This window comes from Sphingobacterium lactis (assembly GCF_051951495.1).
Taxonomy (GTDB): Bacteria; Bacteroidota; Bacteroidia; order Sphingobacteriales; family Sphingobacteriaceae; genus Sphingobacterium; species Sphingobacterium lactis_A.
Map to the genome: position 1 here is coordinate 785,766 of NZ_JBNHAS010000001.1, position 15,833 is coordinate 801,598.

The window sequence follows — 15,833 nt, forward strand, 5'->3', positions numbered from 1 at the left end:
AAGAGTAAGTTATAAAGAATTGTAAAACAATAAATCTGTTAAATGTTGTTAAGACAACCATTGAAAGGTACTATTGGTATTCTACTTGCGTTATTATAGTGCAAGAGAGCAAAAGTGTAATAAAAGTAAATTTCATAATTAGGTTAATAATTGGTTTAGAAAAAATCCTGAGGTTCCCCGCCTCAGGATTTTCTATGTTATGCCCTTTAATTAGAAATAATGATGTAATAACCGTCAGGATCAAACAATGTAAATTGATTTTTTAAGGAGTTTGGATTATAATGAATTGCTTTTTCAATTTTTGCTTCTATCCTTAAAGCATTTTGATAGATACAATTTAGTTCATCAACCCTAAAAAAGAGGATCAATCCATTTCCATTTTGATTAGATGAATACAACATACTGGGATGCTCATGTTCGCCCCATTTGTGTAGACAAATAATAATCTCTTCTCCATACTTAAGTATTTCAAAAGAATCACCGCCATGCGACGAACTTAGACCTAAAATCTTTTGATAAAAATCTCTGCTAATTTGTATATCCCTTACAGCAATGATGGTCTCCAACTTTACCATATGTCTTATTCTAGTTTTTCAAATGCCTCTTCAATACTTGATACGAAATTGATATGCCTGGATTTATTGCTTTCAAAAATGAAGTCCTTCAAATTTTTACTTTGATACTGTGAAAAATCACCTATAATAGCTAGCTTCATTCGATAGTTTGAAAATTTTTGTAAAATATCACCTGCCATTTTGGTACTTAAATCAAAGAAGTCTTCGTGAATATTCTTTTTATGGATTATGAACCCATCATAACCTTGATAGTAGATACTGCCTAGTAAGTCCAATGCATCTTCATAAATACTAATAATAATATCTTGAGATATTACTTCTGGAATATCTTTTCCCTTATAATGTGTAATATTTAAATCCATCTAAATTCGTTTTTAGTTATTGATTTATTTCATTTTAAGTTCTAGTATTTCCCCAGGTAGACCTTCATATTCTAAATATTCCTTGTGTTTAAAGCCATTTTTTGTGAGGACTTTTCTGGAAGGCCCGTTTTTAGGGTCTATTATTGCATAAAGCTTGTCAATAGACATATTAAGTTTAGCTAATTCAATCAGCGTAAGAGACACCGTACTTGCAATTCCTTTTCCCCAAAATTGTGGTAAAATCATGTAGCCAAGTTCTGCTTCTTTCTTTTCAAGTTCTACCATTTCCAATTTCCCCAATCCAATAAATTCAAGATTATCTTTTTCCAAAATTTTGTAATAACCGAGTAGGGGATCTCTGCTGTTAAAAGATATGATTTTTTCAAAATCCATTTTGGCTTCATCCATTTCCATTGCACGTTCGGTAATCATGGCCATGACTTGTTCATTATTTACGAGAGAATAATATAGGTGAAAATCTTCTGTTCTGAATTTTTCAAGTTTTAGCACCATACTTTATAGTATTTAATAATCCTTGGTTGGTAATATTTAGGGTTAAGGTATTGATTAAAAATGAATTTAAGGTTGTCGTAATGTTTAATTGTCGTGAATTGTCTATGGATAGAAAACAGAAAAGCCTGTCAAGTATAAAACTTAACAGGCTTTTAAGTACCTCAATCTTCTCCAAGGCTTTATTTATTCATTTTTCTTGTAAATCCAGATTTGTTTTGAGTTATATTATTATTTTATTTTAAAAAATAGAATGGAATTTTCTTTTTGATGTATTATTAGTGTATTCTTTCTAAAATTATTTGGTTCCAATTCTTTCTCTGAAGTCTATTAAATATTGATCTCTAATTTCCCTTAATAATTCATTTGTTTCATTTTGTACTCTAATTTGCTCTTTTTGATTATTAAGTACCTCGTATATTTTATAGTACCACAGGAAAAAGCCTCGTATTATTAAGAATACAAATAGGCCAATAATGATATAGAGGAGAAGAATCATAATGTTGCCAAATGGATTTGTATCCACAGCTTGTAATAATGTTTTCATAATATATTAGTTTGGTTTTACTAATTTATAAATTAAAATTATATAAAGCATAGTTGTTAACTCTCTTAAACTTATAATACTATTTAGCTAAATTATTTTTAATATAATCGTCTTATACATTGATAAATGTAAAAGGGCAGAAAACAGAAAAGCCTGTCAAGTATAAAACTTAACAGGCTTTTAAGTACGCCAAAAGGGATTCGAACCCCTGACCGACGGTTTAGAAAACCGTTGCTCTATCCAGCTGAGCTATTGGCGCTTATTTTGTGAAGCAAAAGTAGGTATTTGGCGCTAAAAAGCAAAATAAATTGTCTTTTTTTTAACTTACGACTATTAACTGATTGCCTTCCAATCAGATATTTTTTATTTAAATCCATTATCTTCTTAAAATAAACTGGAAGAGACCATTTATTGTTGTTTTTTTATTTTTTTGGAGCAATAAAGTATTAAAAATCAGCCTTATTACTGATTAAAGGGCATATTTTATCTTTCTTTTTTCATTTTTAATTTGGAGAATAGTGTAGAATTTGTACTTTTGTCGCGGAGAGTTGGCAGAGTGGTCGAATGCGGCGGTCTTGAAAACCGTTAACTGTCACAGGTTCGGGGGTTCGAATCCCTCACTCTCCGCCAACCAAATCAAAGCCCACCGTTAGGTGGGTTTTGTTGTTAATAGGGGTTGCCAAACTTGTTTGAGCAACCCCTATTAACAACAAAACAAGCGAGCGCAGCGAGCGGCTTGATTTGGTTGAAGCCACCCCAAAAAAGGGATGGTTCAGGGTCAAGTGCGGGCCTCCGAGCGGCTGAACCAATCCCTCACCACATCCATTCATTACAAAAACCACATCAAACTATCTAAAACTCATCGCAAGATGAGGAATATCTTACAAAGTGTTGTACTCAAAACCAGCGCTAGCTATGGTTATATCCGTATAGGTATTCAGGTTCAAGTATAAATCTCCGAGCGTCTGAACCAATCCCTCACCACATTCATTCATTACAAATTCAACATCAAACCCTCTAACACTCATCGCAAGATGAGGAGTTTTTCATCAAGCATGAATGCCCCAACCTAGCACTAGCTCCTAGAAGCTTTGGATTAAATAAACCACTCACCATATCCCTCAAATAACCACTCATCAACAAAAACAACCTACACATCAATCTCCTCTCATTTATTCCTTCCATCACCCTAACACCTTTGTAGCAATTAATTTACCCGTAATCCAATAAACAATTAGTAATTTTGACCAACAAATTATTGCCTTGAAATACATCGTAACCATATTCTTCCTACTATTTGTCAGTAAAATCTCTGCACAAACCGTTTACAAAACGCCATCCGGTAAAAAATACCATACCGCGACTTGTCGTTATGTGAAGAATGTTTCCAATGGAATGACAGTAAATGAAGCCTTAAGAATTGGACTTGAACCTTGTACACAATGCAACCCAAATAATTCTTCTGCCAATAGATTGGTCAACACAACAAATTCTAGAGGCCTAGGGATAAGGAGTAATGAAGCACAAGGAACGCTGCAAGTAGCTATCCAATGTAAAGGGAAGACCAAAGCCGGTGCAAGGTGTAAGCGAAAGACAAAAAATAAAAATGGCTACTGCTTCCAGCATGAAACTAAATAATAATCTTACTTTTTCTATTTCCTCGAAGCCCACTTTTTATATAAGAAATAGGACTTCCAATTTCTTACTAATTCATCCTGCCTTAATTGATTTATAATATCATTTATCCACGCTAAAAGTTGGTATAAAAACAAAATACCTAATGCAATATTATACATCAGGTATTTTAATAGACCTCTACCTGAACCCCTCAGCTTAAATCACCCCAAACTTTCCATTTTGAAAGTCTTCAAAAGCTTGCACCAATTCCTCTTGCGTATTCATTACAAATGGACCATAATGAGCAATGGGCTCATTTAGTGGTTCGCCACCTAGTAACAATACCTTCGTATCATCAGCCAAAGCCTCAATTTCAAATTGTTCTGCCTTATTATTTTCAAATAAAACAAAGGAGTCTGCCTCAATTACTTCTTCGCCATTCACTTTGATACTACCATTTATTACTAATAATGCAGTATTGTAATGATTAGGGAATTCAAATGAAGCCTTGCCATTCTTATTTAGGTAAGCATTGAAAAGATGAACAGGAGAGTAGGTATCAGCTAAACCTTTTACGTCCTTATATTCACCAGCGACAATATCAATTGTTCCATCTCCATTATCCAAAACCACCTTTGGCATATCTGAAGCTTTTAAATCCTGATAATGTGCGGTTGTATTCTTATCCTTTGCCGGAAGGTTAACCCAAAGCTGAACCATCTGAAAAGGGCCACCTTGTTTTGACCATTCCTCTTCATGGTATTCTTGGTGCATAATTCCCGCACCAGCAGTCATCCACTGAACATCACCTTCACCGATCACTCCTGAATTGCCACGGCTGTCCTTATGTGCTACTCGCCCCTGATAAGCAAGAGTTACCGTCTCAAAACCTTTATGAGGATGCGCTCCGACACCTCTAGGTTCTTCCCGAGGACTGAAATCTACAGTTTGATTGTAATCAAAAACTAAAAACGGATCCATTCTTCTTCGAGATATTTCTTTACCAATCATCGATGCCACATAAAAAGCATCCCCAACCCAATTATAAGATGTCGGTTTAATGATTTTTTCTATTTTTCTATTTGTCATTTTTGTTCCTCCAATTGTATAGTACAAATTTACGAAGCCTGGAATATTTAAGATTATGGGTTAACTTTTGGTAACTAGTAACCTTTTAGTAACTATCTATAACAAGTAAACCTTAAATTTGTCCTACACTAATTTATAGATCGATGAAGACCTTATTAAATGATCCGCCAGAATGTACCAATAATTTATTGGCTATGCGCGACACGTTAGATGTATTAGGTGGCAAGTGGAAACTGTTGATTCTACATTACTTAATGACTAGAGATCATCAAGTCAATACCTTTAAAAAAATGCAAAGAGAAATTATTGGAATTTCTGCTAAGATGCTGACAAAGGAATTAAAAGACTTGGAAGCTAATAAAATGGTTAAAAGAGAAGTGTTAAATACTAGACCAATTTCTGTCGAATATTCGATTACGGATTATGGTAGAACCTCTCAGGAGATTATTGAAAAGCTGGTAGAGTGGGGGAGTAGACACCGCCATAAGCTATTGAATGAAAACGAATACTAAAATCCTATCGGTAAAAAACCGACAAGAATTTTCACCGAAAATTATACCGCCTTTACCGAGAACCCTTCCTAATTGACCTAAAACGGCTGTTATGACCTTATTTCTTGCTATACCTTTGGTGTATCAAATAAGAAATAAAAAATTTAAAAACATTAAAAACATAACAACCATGAATACTCTAGTAAAAACATTCGCATTAGCAGGTCTATTATTAACATCATCAGTAAGTCTTTTTGCAGCAGATGGTAAAGACCTAAACAAAGCAGTAGTAGAAAACGTAGTTGATGCTTACATCAACAGTACTGTTAAAGGAGAAACAAGTTATTTGAACCAATTATTCGACAATAATTTCGTTCAACGTTTTCAAACAAAACACAATCAAAACTCCATTAGCAAGGATGCTTACATTAAACACCTAAAAGGTCAAAAGGGAATCAGCTTCGATTGTGATACTGAATATGAATTAATCGAAAAATCGGCAAACTTCAGTATTGCTAAAGTGACTTTAGAATTTGACAGCTTCACTCGTACGGATTATGTAACCATGCAACAAGGTAAAGCTGGATGGGTTATCAAAGAAGTAAACTCCGTATTCCATAATAAGTAGTTTTTCCAATATATTACATTTTAAAAAGAAAGGCCTTCAAATTATTTGAAGGCCTTTTTCTATATTATCTTTCCCAGAAGAAGGGAGGTTCAATTCCCAAAGCTCTAAGGTAAACAAAACCTTGAGCACGGTGATGAATTTCATTGTCATGGAAATACATCAAATTATTGTTGGTCTGATCCTTATACTGTCCAAATAAGTTGAAAGTTTCATAAAGCTCTTCATCACTTATTTTATTGTATAGTTCATTGATTTGTTCTGTTTGCTCATCCCACATTTTTAATGCAGCTGCTTTATCGGCTAGCTCGATATCATGTGAAAATGGTTTATCATCCTTGTTTACAATACCTTCTAATCCAGGTACGGATATAGTTAATAATTCTTTAACTAATTCACCAAATGTACGCATCCCACCGATAGAGAAAGTAAAGAATTCCTTCTCAGGGAATTTCTCAATAGTTCTTCGCGTTAAATTGCGATGTCCTTGCCAATGATTTAAAAATTCCTCTCTGTTTAAAAATGTTGCAGTTTTCATAATATTGCTGTTTTAATTAAGTACTGATTCAAAATTAATCCAACTTAATGACAGCCCTATGTCAGCAGCATTTTCAGATAATAATTATTTTAATACTCGTCCCACGGGATAGCGCAAATGGCTGGCTTCATAATGCGGAGTCCGTTTATAAATCCATTCCAATTGCATCCTTGCACTTTCCGCCAATTTTGAGTCTGCTTTTTTTGCTGCTTCTAATTCTTGAGCTAAATTCTTGTCATTTTTAAATAATTCTGCAGCTGAATCTTCAAATATATAACCTGAAAAGTATTCCTTTTGATTTAGGATAGCATCAAAAAAGTTCCAATTGAAATAGGAATCTATGGCTTGTGGTTCTAATGTTTCTACAACATATCGATTAGCTTCCTGATTCATTTCGATCCAATAATCACCTGCAAAAAACTGTTGTTTAACCAATTTGGGCTCAACTTCTACACTATGATGCGGATAATGTCCCTCACTTGGACTAGCAGATGTCTTATAATCGCGGATATAATACATTTCTACTTCTAATTCCATATCCTTTTCTAATGGTCGCATTATGACACCATTTATTTTCATCAGATTGACCAAATGATCATATCCTTGTGGCAAAATATATGCCTTAGGCTTTTTAACGATAATGCTTGGCTCATAAGTTGTATAATAGGGGATCTGTTTTTTAAAGGGCTTTGAACGATCATAGTACATACGATCTAACCCCGAAACTTCACTTGTTTTATTGCCTGATTCAAATCCTAAAAACTCAATTTGTTCTACTATATTTCTATTCAACTTCCAATTTATTGGAAACTCCTCTTGATTTTTAACTTCTTCTTTCACCTTTGCTCTTAAGGCATGAAGTTCTGCCCCATGTTCCTTGGCTAGGTTGAAAAGGATGTTCATCAACCCATAGGTAGATTTAACACGATCCTCATAGGGCTTCCACATATGTGTTTCTGGCATGAAACCGATGGTATGGTGTAAGGCAGCAAATCCTGTTGAATACCGTGGGCTTTCAAGAAATGATACAATACCAGTTTCGGGCTTTTCGCCCTGGGAATTAACATATGGAATCATGGGATAACCAATCTTTTCCATTTCAGTATACATGGCATTTGTGATATTTTTCTTCATAAATGTTGACAGCTTTGGATTCAATTTGTCTTTCTGTGTCTCAATTAAGGTCATGACATATTGATAATCTGCACCATTGCTGGTATGTGTGTCAAAAAAGATGTCCGGATCCCAAGTCGTGAATAGGGTTTGAAATAGTCGCGAATTACGCGTGTCTCCCTTCAAGAAGTCCCTATTCAAATCATAGTTTTGGGCAGTGCCTCGAAAACCATAGCCTTCTGGACCATTCTGATTTACCCTTGAAACGCCTCTGTTCAGCATTCCTGAAATATTATAAACAGGAATCACGCATAAAACTAAATCCTTTGGTAAGCTCTTTTGTTTAAGCACATCCCTAATAAACATCATGCTGGCATCAATTCCTTCTGGTTCTCCAGGATGAATACCATTGTTAATTAACATGACCGTCTTATTTTTTGCCTTCACACTTTTTGGATCAAAATCGCCATCAGCGGATAATACAATTAACTGCAAGGGCTTTCCAATATCAGTAGGGCCGATGTCAATTATTTTTGCATCCTTTCTACCTGCTAATAATTTTGCATAGTACTGTGTCACCTCTGCATAGGTTGCTGTAATATTTTTGTTTCCGGAGCTTTCGAATGCAGTTTTCTGAGCAAAACCCGATTGTTGATCTATCATAAGAATACTGATTAAGGACAAAATCCCATAAATTGGTTTTAATTTCATTGTTTTCAGCTATAGGTTGAACAAATCTACTTATTTCCTGCATAGATACAAGAAGGGAGACGTCAGCTATATAACGTCTCCCTACTTTTAAACTTATCTTATACCTCTTATTTTTGTCAGAAGCCAACTAAAAAAGTAACTAACGCCTGTACCTAACAAGGATAATCCAATTGTCGTAAAGAGGTCTTGCCAATTTATACTCGCTGTAATGGCACATAAACTACCTACGCAGCGAGACATAATTAGTGATTTATCTAAATACATAACGTGATTTCTTTTTCTGTTTACCTTCGTTTTCTTTTTCTTGCATCTCAATAATCTGTTTCAAAACTTGTAATCCAAAGTGTATGTATTTGTTTATACGTTTAAGCTTCTCTGGTATTTGAATTGGAGCTGCTAAAATGGACTTACTGATTTCGATTAATGTGTTTATTATAGTTTTCATATTTTCTAATTAAGAGCACATCTGATCTATGACCATAAATGCTTTGATTCTTCAATTTTGTTTACTACTTCGATTTGGGCATTTCCTCCTTGAATATATTTGCTAAGCAATGGATACACTAAACGATAGGCTTGGGCAGATTGCAAAACTTCGATTTCCTTTCCAAAAATGCGATAATAACTGCCGGTTAATGGGCAGCCGGCGGTGTCTTGATGCCTATTACCAATATGAAAAAACACCAGATTGAAATTTGGTATTCCTGAGATTTCAATCATTCCCAAATGTTGCTTTCCAGTCTTCCTTCCATAAATTTGATTCATACCAGCTGTTTGATTGAACTTTAAGGTATATAGCCCTTCAGGTATACAAGTTTGCCCTTTGATTTTTTTCTCTCTGATTTTATCTTCTAGCAGATAACAAATAAATATATTATTGATGCTTAGTTGAGAAAGTGTACTGTTCATTCCAGCTCTTATACGGTCCATGCGTATCATAATAGTCTGTTTTAAATGTTTCTATTGATTTTGATGCCTGGAAATTCAAAAGGAAAGCCTCTACGGATGGCGGGGAATTTTACTCGGTCTCTATGATTAAAAATCCTGGGAATACGTAATGGCTTGTAGTTTGGGAAGATTGGAATGACGACAGCATCTGGGTCTCCATCTTGGCGAATCTTTAAAGGGATATGCAGTTTTAATTTTCGATTTAATAGCCTGATGAATGTATTCATGTTCTAATCGTTTTTAAAGTTTAAAATAAGAGCTTGCATGCACTGCTGTTAATTGATATCATGAACGAAACTAATGGGAAATTTTAAGCTGTAGAAAAAATGAAAGTAAATGGAATATTTTGGCAGTATATAAACCTGCTTGATAGTGAGTTATTTAAATTATTTGTGCTGTATCGAGCTATAGGTTATTGATTTATTTTCTAACTTAAACCTCAACATCTACAAATTATTATTAACTGAAAAACACAAATCATGAATCCAATTCTTCGAAATATTTTAGCAGTAGTATTGGGGCTAGTTCTAGGAAGTCTTGTCAATGGTGCTTTAATCTCCTTATCTGGTCATGTCATTCCACCTCCAGAAGGGGTAGATGTAACGACAGAAGAAGGTCTAAAAGCTGGCATGCATTTATTTAAACCCATTAATTTTTTATTTCCATTTCTGGCACATGCCTTAGGCACTTTGGTTGGCGCATTTATCGCAGCTAAAATTGCTGCCAATCGAAAACTACTATTCGCCATGATTATAGGATTTGCCTTCTTTATTGGAGGGGTTATGATGATTTTTATGTTGCCTTCACCAATTTGGTTTTCAATTGTAGATGCTACTTTAGCATATATCCCAATGGCCTACTTGGGTTATTTATTAGCTAAAAAGTAATTTAATTTTCTGATAATAAGTTGATAAGTCTAAAGGTTCGCTTTGTTATCTTCTATTATAGAGTCAACAGCGAGTGTAGACAAAACTGTTAAAAAATGTTAATATCATAATTGGCTGTATCATAAACAATATTTCGACCGTTAATGTGTATAATGAAAGATGCTAGATAATAGCATTCAAATTTTCATAATTTAGGTTAATAATTGGTTTGGTAAAATCCTGAGGCTCCCCGCTTCAGGATTTTCTTTTAAACAGCCTTCGCAAAGCGATTTGTTAAAGAATGTTAACTAAACAAATAGTATATACTATCAGCTATGCTTCGGCGTTTTAGTAGTAAAGAAAGCAAAGAGTAATAAGAGTAAAATAATTTCATAATTTAGGTTAATAATTGGTTTGGTAAAATCCTGAGGTTCCCCACCTCAGGATTTTTTTGTATGTTTGATATACACTTAATTATGAATAAAAAAACTGCATTTTATATTGGTTTTAGCTTGATTATAATCAGTTTCCTATTAGCTGTTATGAGCTATTATATGCTGTTTTTTTGTATTCCAGCATTTATTATTGGTCTTCTTTTCATTTGGTTTTCGAGCGCCAATAACAGGAATAAAATACTTTTAACTTTTCTGCCAATTTTACTTTATTTTCCTCTTTCTATAGGCTTTCTTTATTGGTATAATTATCAACCTTATACAGATGTTTATTTGCCTAAAGATTTTTCCGGCTCTGTAAGATTGGTGTATAATGAAAATTGCGCCTCAGCAGTTCCTATTGATAAGAAGAAGCGGAGCATACATATACCTCCAAATGGTATTTTTCTAAGTAAAGACAGTTTAGAGTCCGGTTCTGCAGCTTATCATTTTTATATTCCTGATGAAAAAGGGGAGATGCAGAAATTAAAATTGAATGGCCCCTTCGGAGATAAGGACAAAAATGAAAAAGAAGTGTTTTTCCTAGGCACCACTATTTTTGATGCGGAAGAAGAAAATTATAAAATTCTTCAAAATAAAGGTTTTGAAAGTGTGGATTTTTATGTGAATCCAAAAGGGAAGGCTTATTCACCAGAAAGAAAATACGATAAGCAAATTATCCAGAACCTGCTAAACGAAGTTGTAAGCTGTCGAAATACCATTAAATAATTCATTTTATCGATCAATTCAAGGAGATTTTAGCTTCTTAACAAGCTATTTATTGGTATCTTTGATGTTTCAACAAAAACAAGGAATTTCATGTCTGCAAAAATTGGAGTTATCGGTAGCGGAAGTTGGGCTACAGCCATGATTAAAATGCTTAGTGACAACCAACAAGATAAACAAATTAATTGGTGGGTAAGACGCCAAGAAGATTTGGAATACATAAGCCAATACCATCATAATCCTTCCTATTTAAGTGCCGTAGAAGTTAAGTTAGATAAAATTGATCTTTTTCTGGAAGCTAGAGACGTTATACAACAGTCAGATATCATCATTCTGAATACTCCAGCGGCCTATTTAGAAGATGCCCTTTCCGAAGTAAATGAGGTTGATCTTAAAGATAAAATTATCGTAACAGCAATTAAGGGGATTGTTCCTTCCATACGTATGATAGTGGGAGAATTTATCAATCAGCAATTTCAAGTTCCTTTAGCGGATATTGTGGTTGTTGGTGGCCCTTGCCATGCAGAAGAAGTTTCTTTAGAAAAATTGTCTTATCTAACTTTCGCATCCAAAAATGCAGCGAATGCTGCTGTGGTAGCACAGTTCTTTCAAACCCACTACATCAATACCATTGTATCCAATGACCTGTTAGGGGTGGAGTATGGTGCTGTTTTAAAGAATATTTATGCGCTTGCATGCGGTATTTGTCATGGTCTAGGTTATGGCGATAATTTTCAGGCCGTTTTGATTTCAAATGCTATTCGTGAAATGGAATATTTTGTGGATGCAATAGATCCTCAAACCCGAGAGATTAATCATTCTGCTTATTTGGGTGATCTTTTGGTCACTTCATATTCTCAATTCAGTCGAAATCGAACCTTTGGTAATATGATCGGTAAGGGTTATTCAGTAAAATCTGCACAATTGGAAATGAACATGGTCGCTGAAGGATATCTAGCTTCAGAATGTATTCAAGATATTATTCATAAGCATCACTTGGATATGCCAATCTGTAATACCGTTTACAATATTTTATATAAAAATCAACCTGCCACACAAGCTGTGAAAGCGTTGTCGGAAAAATTAAGCTAATGATCACAAAAGAACAAATTGCTGAAAAATATAAAGTCATTCAAGACGAAATCACGCAAGCACTAGAGCAATTGGATGGTAAGGCCAAGTTTAAAGAAGAAGTCTGGGAGCGTGAAGGTGGAGGCGGTGGTCGCACAAGAATTATTCAACATGGTAATATCTTGGAAAAAGGTGGAGTGAATTTTTCTGCAGTGCATGGTGAACTACCTGCGCCAATCAAAAAAGCCTTCGGTGTAGATGAAGACCAGTTTTTTGCAACCGGAGTTTCTATTGTCATTCATCCCAATAACCCTTGGGTGCCCATTATTCACATGAACATCCGATATTTCGAATTGAATGATCAAGTGAGGTGGTTCGGGGGTGGAATTGATTTAACGCCACATTACATATTTGAAGAGGATGCTCGTGATTTTCACCAATCCTTAAAAGATGTATGCGATAAATACTCCACGAAGTTCTATACCGAGTTTAAAGAATGGGCGGATAATTATTTCTATATCAAACATAGGGAGGAAACTCGTGGAATTGGTGGGATATTTTATGATAAGCTTACGGCGGATAAGGCCGGGATTAGCATGGAGGAAATTTTTGATTTCTCCTGTGATTTAGGTCGTTTATTCCCAAAAATATACGCAGAGATTGTAAATAGACATCGTGATAAATCCTTTACGGAGGAAGAGAAAAATTGGCAATTGCTGCGTCGAGGTAGGTATGTAGAATTTAACTTGGTGTATGACGCCGGGACTAAATTTGGCCTTGAAACCAACGGACGGATTGAGTCAATCTTGATGAGCCTTCCTGAACAAGCAAATTGGTTCTATAATTTTCAAACAAAACCAGGGTCCAAAGAAGAAATAACAAGTTCCTTATTGAAAAAGGGAATTAATTGGACCGAATAGAAAGAATATCTACATGATAAAATTTGAGAAATTCGTTCTTCAGAATGGATTAAGAGTGTTGGTTTCTGAAGACCCACACAGTTCCATGGCCTGCATGAACATTTTATACGACGTGGGAGCACGTGACGAACAAGAGGATAAAACGGGTTTTGCCCATTTGTTCGAACACCTCATGTTTAGCGGATCGGTTAATATTCCCAATTATGACCAGCCATTACAGCGAGTAGGTGGGGAAAATAATGCGTTCACTTCGAATGATATAACCAATTACTACATTACTTTACCTGCGAATAATTTAGAAACAGCATTCTGGTTAGAATCGGACCGGATGTTTGGTCTGGCGTTCAATGAACAGGGATTAGAGGTACAAAGAAATGTAGTTATTGAAGAGTTTAAACAGCGATACTTAAATCAACCTTACGGTGATGTATGGTTGAAATTAAGAGAATTGGCTTACCAAGTTCACCCTTACAAATGGGCCACAATAGGAAAGGAAATTCGACATATTGAGGAAGCTAAGATGGAAGATGTTAAAGCTTTCTTTAAGAAGTTTTACAGCCCTAATAATGCCATTGTAGCGATTACGGGTAATGTAAAATTAGATGAAGTCAAGGCTTTGGCTGAAAAATGGTTTGGCGATATTCCAAAAGGAGAAGATAACCAAAGAAATTTGCCTCAAGAGCCAGCACAATCAAGCGCTAGACGGTTAGACGTTCATGCTGCTGTTCCAGTGGATAGCATTTATATGGCGTTTCATACAGTTGACCGTTTACATCCTGATTATTATACCGCAGATTTACTAACCGATGTTCTTTCTAGGGGAACTTCATCGCGATTATATAGACGATTAGTCAAAGATCAGAACTTGTTTTCAGAGGTCAATGCCTATGTTTTGGGTAGTTTGGATCATAATTTATTGGTCGTTGAAGGTAAACCGCATGAGGGAATAAGTCTTGAAGAAGCTGAAGCGGCATTATGGCAACAATTAACGCTATTGGCATCAGATCCAATTGCTGAAGAAGAATTAATTAAAGTGAAGAATAAGGCAGAATCAACCATGCGTTTTGCTGAACTTTCCATATTGGATAAGGCTATGAACCTTTCTTTTTATGAGTTATTAGGAGATGCTGACTTGTATAATCAAGAAGTGGATCATTATGCTGCAGTTACTGCAGCAGACATTCAGCGATACGCTGCTGATACCTTCCGAAAAGAAAATTCATCAACCTTAATCTATCACGCCCAAAAGAAAATTGAACATGCTGAGTAGAATTACAGCACCTGATTTGAAACCAATTGGACAAATTCAATTGGAAAAACCAGAACATATAGTCTTTAAAAACGGTCTTCAGGTATTTGTTTTTCATGCACCTGAACAAGAATTAATTAAGGCTGAATTTGTTTTTAAAAATCTATTTGAAGATTCGGAAAACCCAATTCGAAATTCGGCTTTAAGTTCCATGCTTAAAGAAGGAACTTCTAAGCTTAGTAGTGCTCAAATAGCATCCAAAATAGATTTCTATGGTGCATATTTGGTACCTGAATTTAGTTTTGATCATAACGCTTTAACCTTATATAGCTTGAGCAAACATGTTCAGGCCGTACTTCCAGTGGTTCATGATGTGCTAACGAATGCGCAGATTCCACAACAGGAATTGGATACCTATATCAAAAACAATAAGCAAAGTTTACAGATCTCCTTAGAGAAAAATGATTTTGTGGCTAGACGTATCTTCTACCAGGATTTATTTGGACCAACGCGTTATGGCCGAACGGTAACGGAACAATTGCTCTCAGACCTTAATCATGCTGACCTAATCCGTTTATATAAGCAGCAAATACAACCGCAGAATGCGACCCTTTTCCTTTCTGGAGACATCAGTCGAGAGACAATTGCACTCTTTAAATCTTATTTTGAAGATCAATGGCAAGGGGAGGAGTCCATTACTCTACAGAATTTTATTTCTGAAGGCTCAAGTAATAAAGATTTACAAATCATAGAGCGTGCCGATGCTTTGCAATCTAGTATTCGATTAGGGAAAGAAAGTCTACAACGAATTCATCCAGATTATCCAGCTTTACAATTCGTTAATACCTTGTTTGGAGGCTATTTTGGATCTCGATTAATGAGTAATATCCGTGAAGATAAAGGATATACCTACAGTATCGGGTCAATGGTAGCCAATCTAAATCATGCTGGATTCTTTAGCATTTCTACGGATGTAGGAACCCAATATGCTGCCGATACATTAGTCCAAATCCAAAAAGAAATAGATCGCCTACAGCAAGAAAAAGCTGGTGACAATGAGCTTGAACTGGTTCGTAACTATATGTTAGGAAGCTTGCTCGGTAGTTTAGAATCTATTTTTTCTCATGTAGATAAATTCAAATCAGTTTACTTCTCTGGTTTGGACCTGGATTATTACCAGTATTATACCGACAGTATTCTAAATATTCAAGCGGATCAGGTCCAAAACCTTGCTCAGCAATATTTAGGGTATGATGATATGTTGAAAATAGTGGTTGGTAAAATTACGGAGTAACAGAAAGCTCAACATATAGGCAAATATAAGTTTACTATTAGCCTTCAATCATAAAACAAAAAGAATTATTTAACAGTAAATGGCTGGTAAATAATTCTTTTTGTTTTAAGGAAGTCCTGGAGGATTTAAATATGTTCTACTTTCTTTTTA

The 15,833-nt window shown here is 35.0% G+C and carries 20 protein-coding genes and 2 tRNA genes; 10 read left to right on the forward strand and 12 right to left on the reverse strand.

Annotated features, from left to right (window positions below; translation table 11 throughout):
* Positions 1-206: 206 nt before the first annotated feature.
* The 5 genes from ACP6L2_RS03320 to ACP6L2_RS03340 all read right to left on the reverse strand — a co-directional run bounded on the left by ACP6L2_RS03320 (position 207) and on the right by ACP6L2_RS03340 (position 2,253).
* Positions 207-575, reverse strand: a complete 369-nt coding sequence (locus ACP6L2_RS03320; RefSeq protein ID WP_440507875.1) for a VOC family protein — start codon at positions 573-575, stop codon at positions 207-209.
* A gap of 5 nt (positions 576-580) precedes the next feature.
* Positions 581-937, reverse strand: a complete 357-nt coding sequence (locus ACP6L2_RS03325) for a DUF4180 domain-containing protein (RefSeq protein WP_440507876.1) — start codon at positions 935-937, stop codon at positions 581-583.
* A gap of 24 nt (positions 938-961) precedes the next feature.
* Positions 962-1,450 (reverse strand): GNAT family N-acetyltransferase, encoded by a 489-nt coding sequence (locus ACP6L2_RS03330; RefSeq protein ID WP_440507877.1) that lies wholly within the window; start codon positions 1,448-1,450, stop codon positions 962-964.
* A 295-nt stretch (positions 1,451-1,745) separates the two neighbouring features.
* Positions 1,746-1,994, reverse strand: a complete 249-nt coding sequence (locus tag ACP6L2_RS03335) for a hypothetical protein (protein ID WP_440507878.1) — start codon at positions 1,992-1,994, stop codon at positions 1,746-1,748.
* Between the two features lie 185 nt (positions 1,995-2,179).
* Positions 2,180-2,253, reverse strand: a tRNA-Arg gene (locus ACP6L2_RS03340).
* A gap of 283 nt (positions 2,254-2,536) precedes the next feature.
* On the opposite strand from ACP6L2_RS03340, the gene ACP6L2_RS03345 reads away from it, so the two are divergent.
* A tRNA-Ser gene (locus ACP6L2_RS03345) sits at positions 2,537-2,624 on the forward strand.
* Positions 2,625-2,875: 251 nt separating this feature from the next.
* On the opposite strand, the gene ACP6L2_RS03350 is transcribed toward ACP6L2_RS03345, so the two are convergent.
* Complete coding sequence (locus ACP6L2_RS03350; protein ID WP_440507879.1) at positions 2,876-3,022, reverse strand: hypothetical protein; 147 nt, start codon at positions 3,020-3,022, stop codon at positions 2,876-2,878.
* Between the two features lie 235 nt (positions 3,023-3,257).
* Between ACP6L2_RS03350 and ACP6L2_RS03355 the strand changes: the two genes are divergently transcribed.
* Positions 3,258-3,632: a DUF5763 domain-containing protein gene (locus ACP6L2_RS03355; protein ID WP_440507880.1), complete on the forward strand. Its 375-nt coding sequence runs from the start codon at positions 3,258-3,260 to the stop codon at positions 3,630-3,632.
* A gap of 195 nt (positions 3,633-3,827) precedes the next feature.
* Here ACP6L2_RS03355 and ACP6L2_RS03360 read toward each other — a convergent pair whose 3' ends face one another.
* Positions 3,828-4,700 carry a pirin family protein gene (locus ACP6L2_RS03360; protein ID WP_440507881.1) on the reverse strand — a complete coding sequence of 291 codons (873 nt, stop codon included), beginning with the start codon at positions 4,698-4,700 and terminating at the stop codon, positions 3,828-3,830.
* A gap of 143 nt (positions 4,701-4,843) precedes the next feature.
* Between ACP6L2_RS03360 and ACP6L2_RS03365 the strand changes: the two genes are divergently transcribed.
* Positions 4,844-5,212 (forward strand): winged helix-turn-helix transcriptional regulator, encoded by a 369-nt coding sequence (locus ACP6L2_RS03365; RefSeq protein ID WP_440507882.1) that lies wholly within the window; start codon positions 4,844-4,846, stop codon positions 5,210-5,212.
* A gap of 169 nt (positions 5,213-5,381) precedes the next feature.
* Positions 5,382-5,819, forward strand: a complete 438-nt coding sequence (locus ACP6L2_RS03370) for a nuclear transport factor 2 family protein (protein ID WP_440507883.1) — start codon at positions 5,382-5,384, stop codon at positions 5,817-5,819.
* A 64-nt stretch (positions 5,820-5,883) separates the two neighbouring features.
* Here the strand turns inward: ACP6L2_RS03370 and ACP6L2_RS03375 are convergent, their stop codons facing one another.
* From ACP6L2_RS03375 to ACP6L2_RS03395, 5 genes are all read right to left on the reverse strand, one after another.
* Positions 5,884-6,354, reverse strand: coding sequence for a DinB family protein (locus tag ACP6L2_RS03375; RefSeq protein WP_440507884.1), 471 nt, complete (start codon positions 6,352-6,354; stop codon positions 5,884-5,886).
* Between the two features lie 84 nt (positions 6,355-6,438).
* Positions 6,439-8,178, reverse strand: a complete 1,740-nt coding sequence (locus tag ACP6L2_RS03380; RefSeq protein WP_440507885.1) for a M14 family zinc carboxypeptidase — start codon at positions 8,176-8,178, stop codon at positions 6,439-6,441.
* Positions 8,179-8,428: 250 nt separating this feature from the next.
* Positions 8,429-8,623, reverse strand: a complete 195-nt coding sequence (locus tag ACP6L2_RS03385) for a hypothetical protein (RefSeq protein WP_440507886.1) — start codon at positions 8,621-8,623, stop codon at positions 8,429-8,431.
* A 26-nt stretch (positions 8,624-8,649) separates the two neighbouring features.
* Complete coding sequence (locus tag ACP6L2_RS03390; RefSeq protein WP_440507887.1) at positions 8,650-9,108, reverse strand: DUF5675 family protein; 459 nt, start codon at positions 9,106-9,108, stop codon at positions 8,650-8,652.
* Between the two features lie 20 nt (positions 9,109-9,128).
* Complete coding sequence (locus ACP6L2_RS03395) at positions 9,129-9,353, reverse strand: hypothetical protein (RefSeq protein ID WP_440507888.1); 225 nt, start codon at positions 9,351-9,353, stop codon at positions 9,129-9,131.
* 252 nt (positions 9,354-9,605) lie between these two features.
* On the opposite strand from ACP6L2_RS03395, the gene ACP6L2_RS03400 reads away from it, so the two are divergent.
* The 6 genes from ACP6L2_RS03400 to ACP6L2_RS03425 all read left to right on the forward strand — a co-directional run bounded on the left by ACP6L2_RS03400 (position 9,606) and on the right by ACP6L2_RS03425 (position 15,683).
* Positions 9,606-10,013, forward strand: coding sequence for a hypothetical protein (locus ACP6L2_RS03400; protein WP_440507889.1), 408 nt, complete (start codon positions 9,606-9,608; stop codon positions 10,011-10,013).
* A 455-nt stretch (positions 10,014-10,468) separates the two neighbouring features.
* Positions 10,469-11,152: a DUF6843 domain-containing protein gene (locus tag ACP6L2_RS03405; RefSeq protein WP_440507890.1), complete on the forward strand. Its 684-nt coding sequence runs from the start codon at positions 10,469-10,471 to the stop codon at positions 11,150-11,152.
* A gap of 90 nt (positions 11,153-11,242) precedes the next feature.
* Entirely contained in the window at positions 11,243-12,241 is a 999-nt protein-coding gene (locus ACP6L2_RS03410; RefSeq protein ID WP_440507891.1) for an NAD(P)H-dependent glycerol-3-phosphate dehydrogenase, read from the forward strand.
* The gene (gene hemF, locus ACP6L2_RS03415) at positions 12,241-13,140 is read left to right on the forward strand and encodes an oxygen-dependent coproporphyrinogen oxidase (protein WP_440507892.1); all 900 of its coding nucleotides are present in this window, start codon (positions 12,241-12,243) and stop codon (positions 13,138-13,140) included. The genes ACP6L2_RS03410 and hemF overlap by 1 nt, the downstream gene beginning before the upstream one ends.
* Before the next feature lie 13 nt (positions 13,141-13,153).
* The gene (locus ACP6L2_RS03420; RefSeq protein ID WP_440507893.1) at positions 13,154-14,410 is read left to right on the forward strand and encodes a M16 family metallopeptidase; all 1,257 of its coding nucleotides are present in this window, start codon (positions 13,154-13,156) and stop codon (positions 14,408-14,410) included.
* Positions 14,400-15,683, forward strand: a complete 1,284-nt coding sequence (locus tag ACP6L2_RS03425; RefSeq protein WP_440507894.1) for a M16 family metallopeptidase — start codon at positions 14,400-14,402, stop codon at positions 15,681-15,683. The genes ACP6L2_RS03420 and ACP6L2_RS03425 overlap by 11 nt, the downstream gene beginning before the upstream one ends.
* Positions 15,684-15,833: the final 150 nt, after the last annotated feature.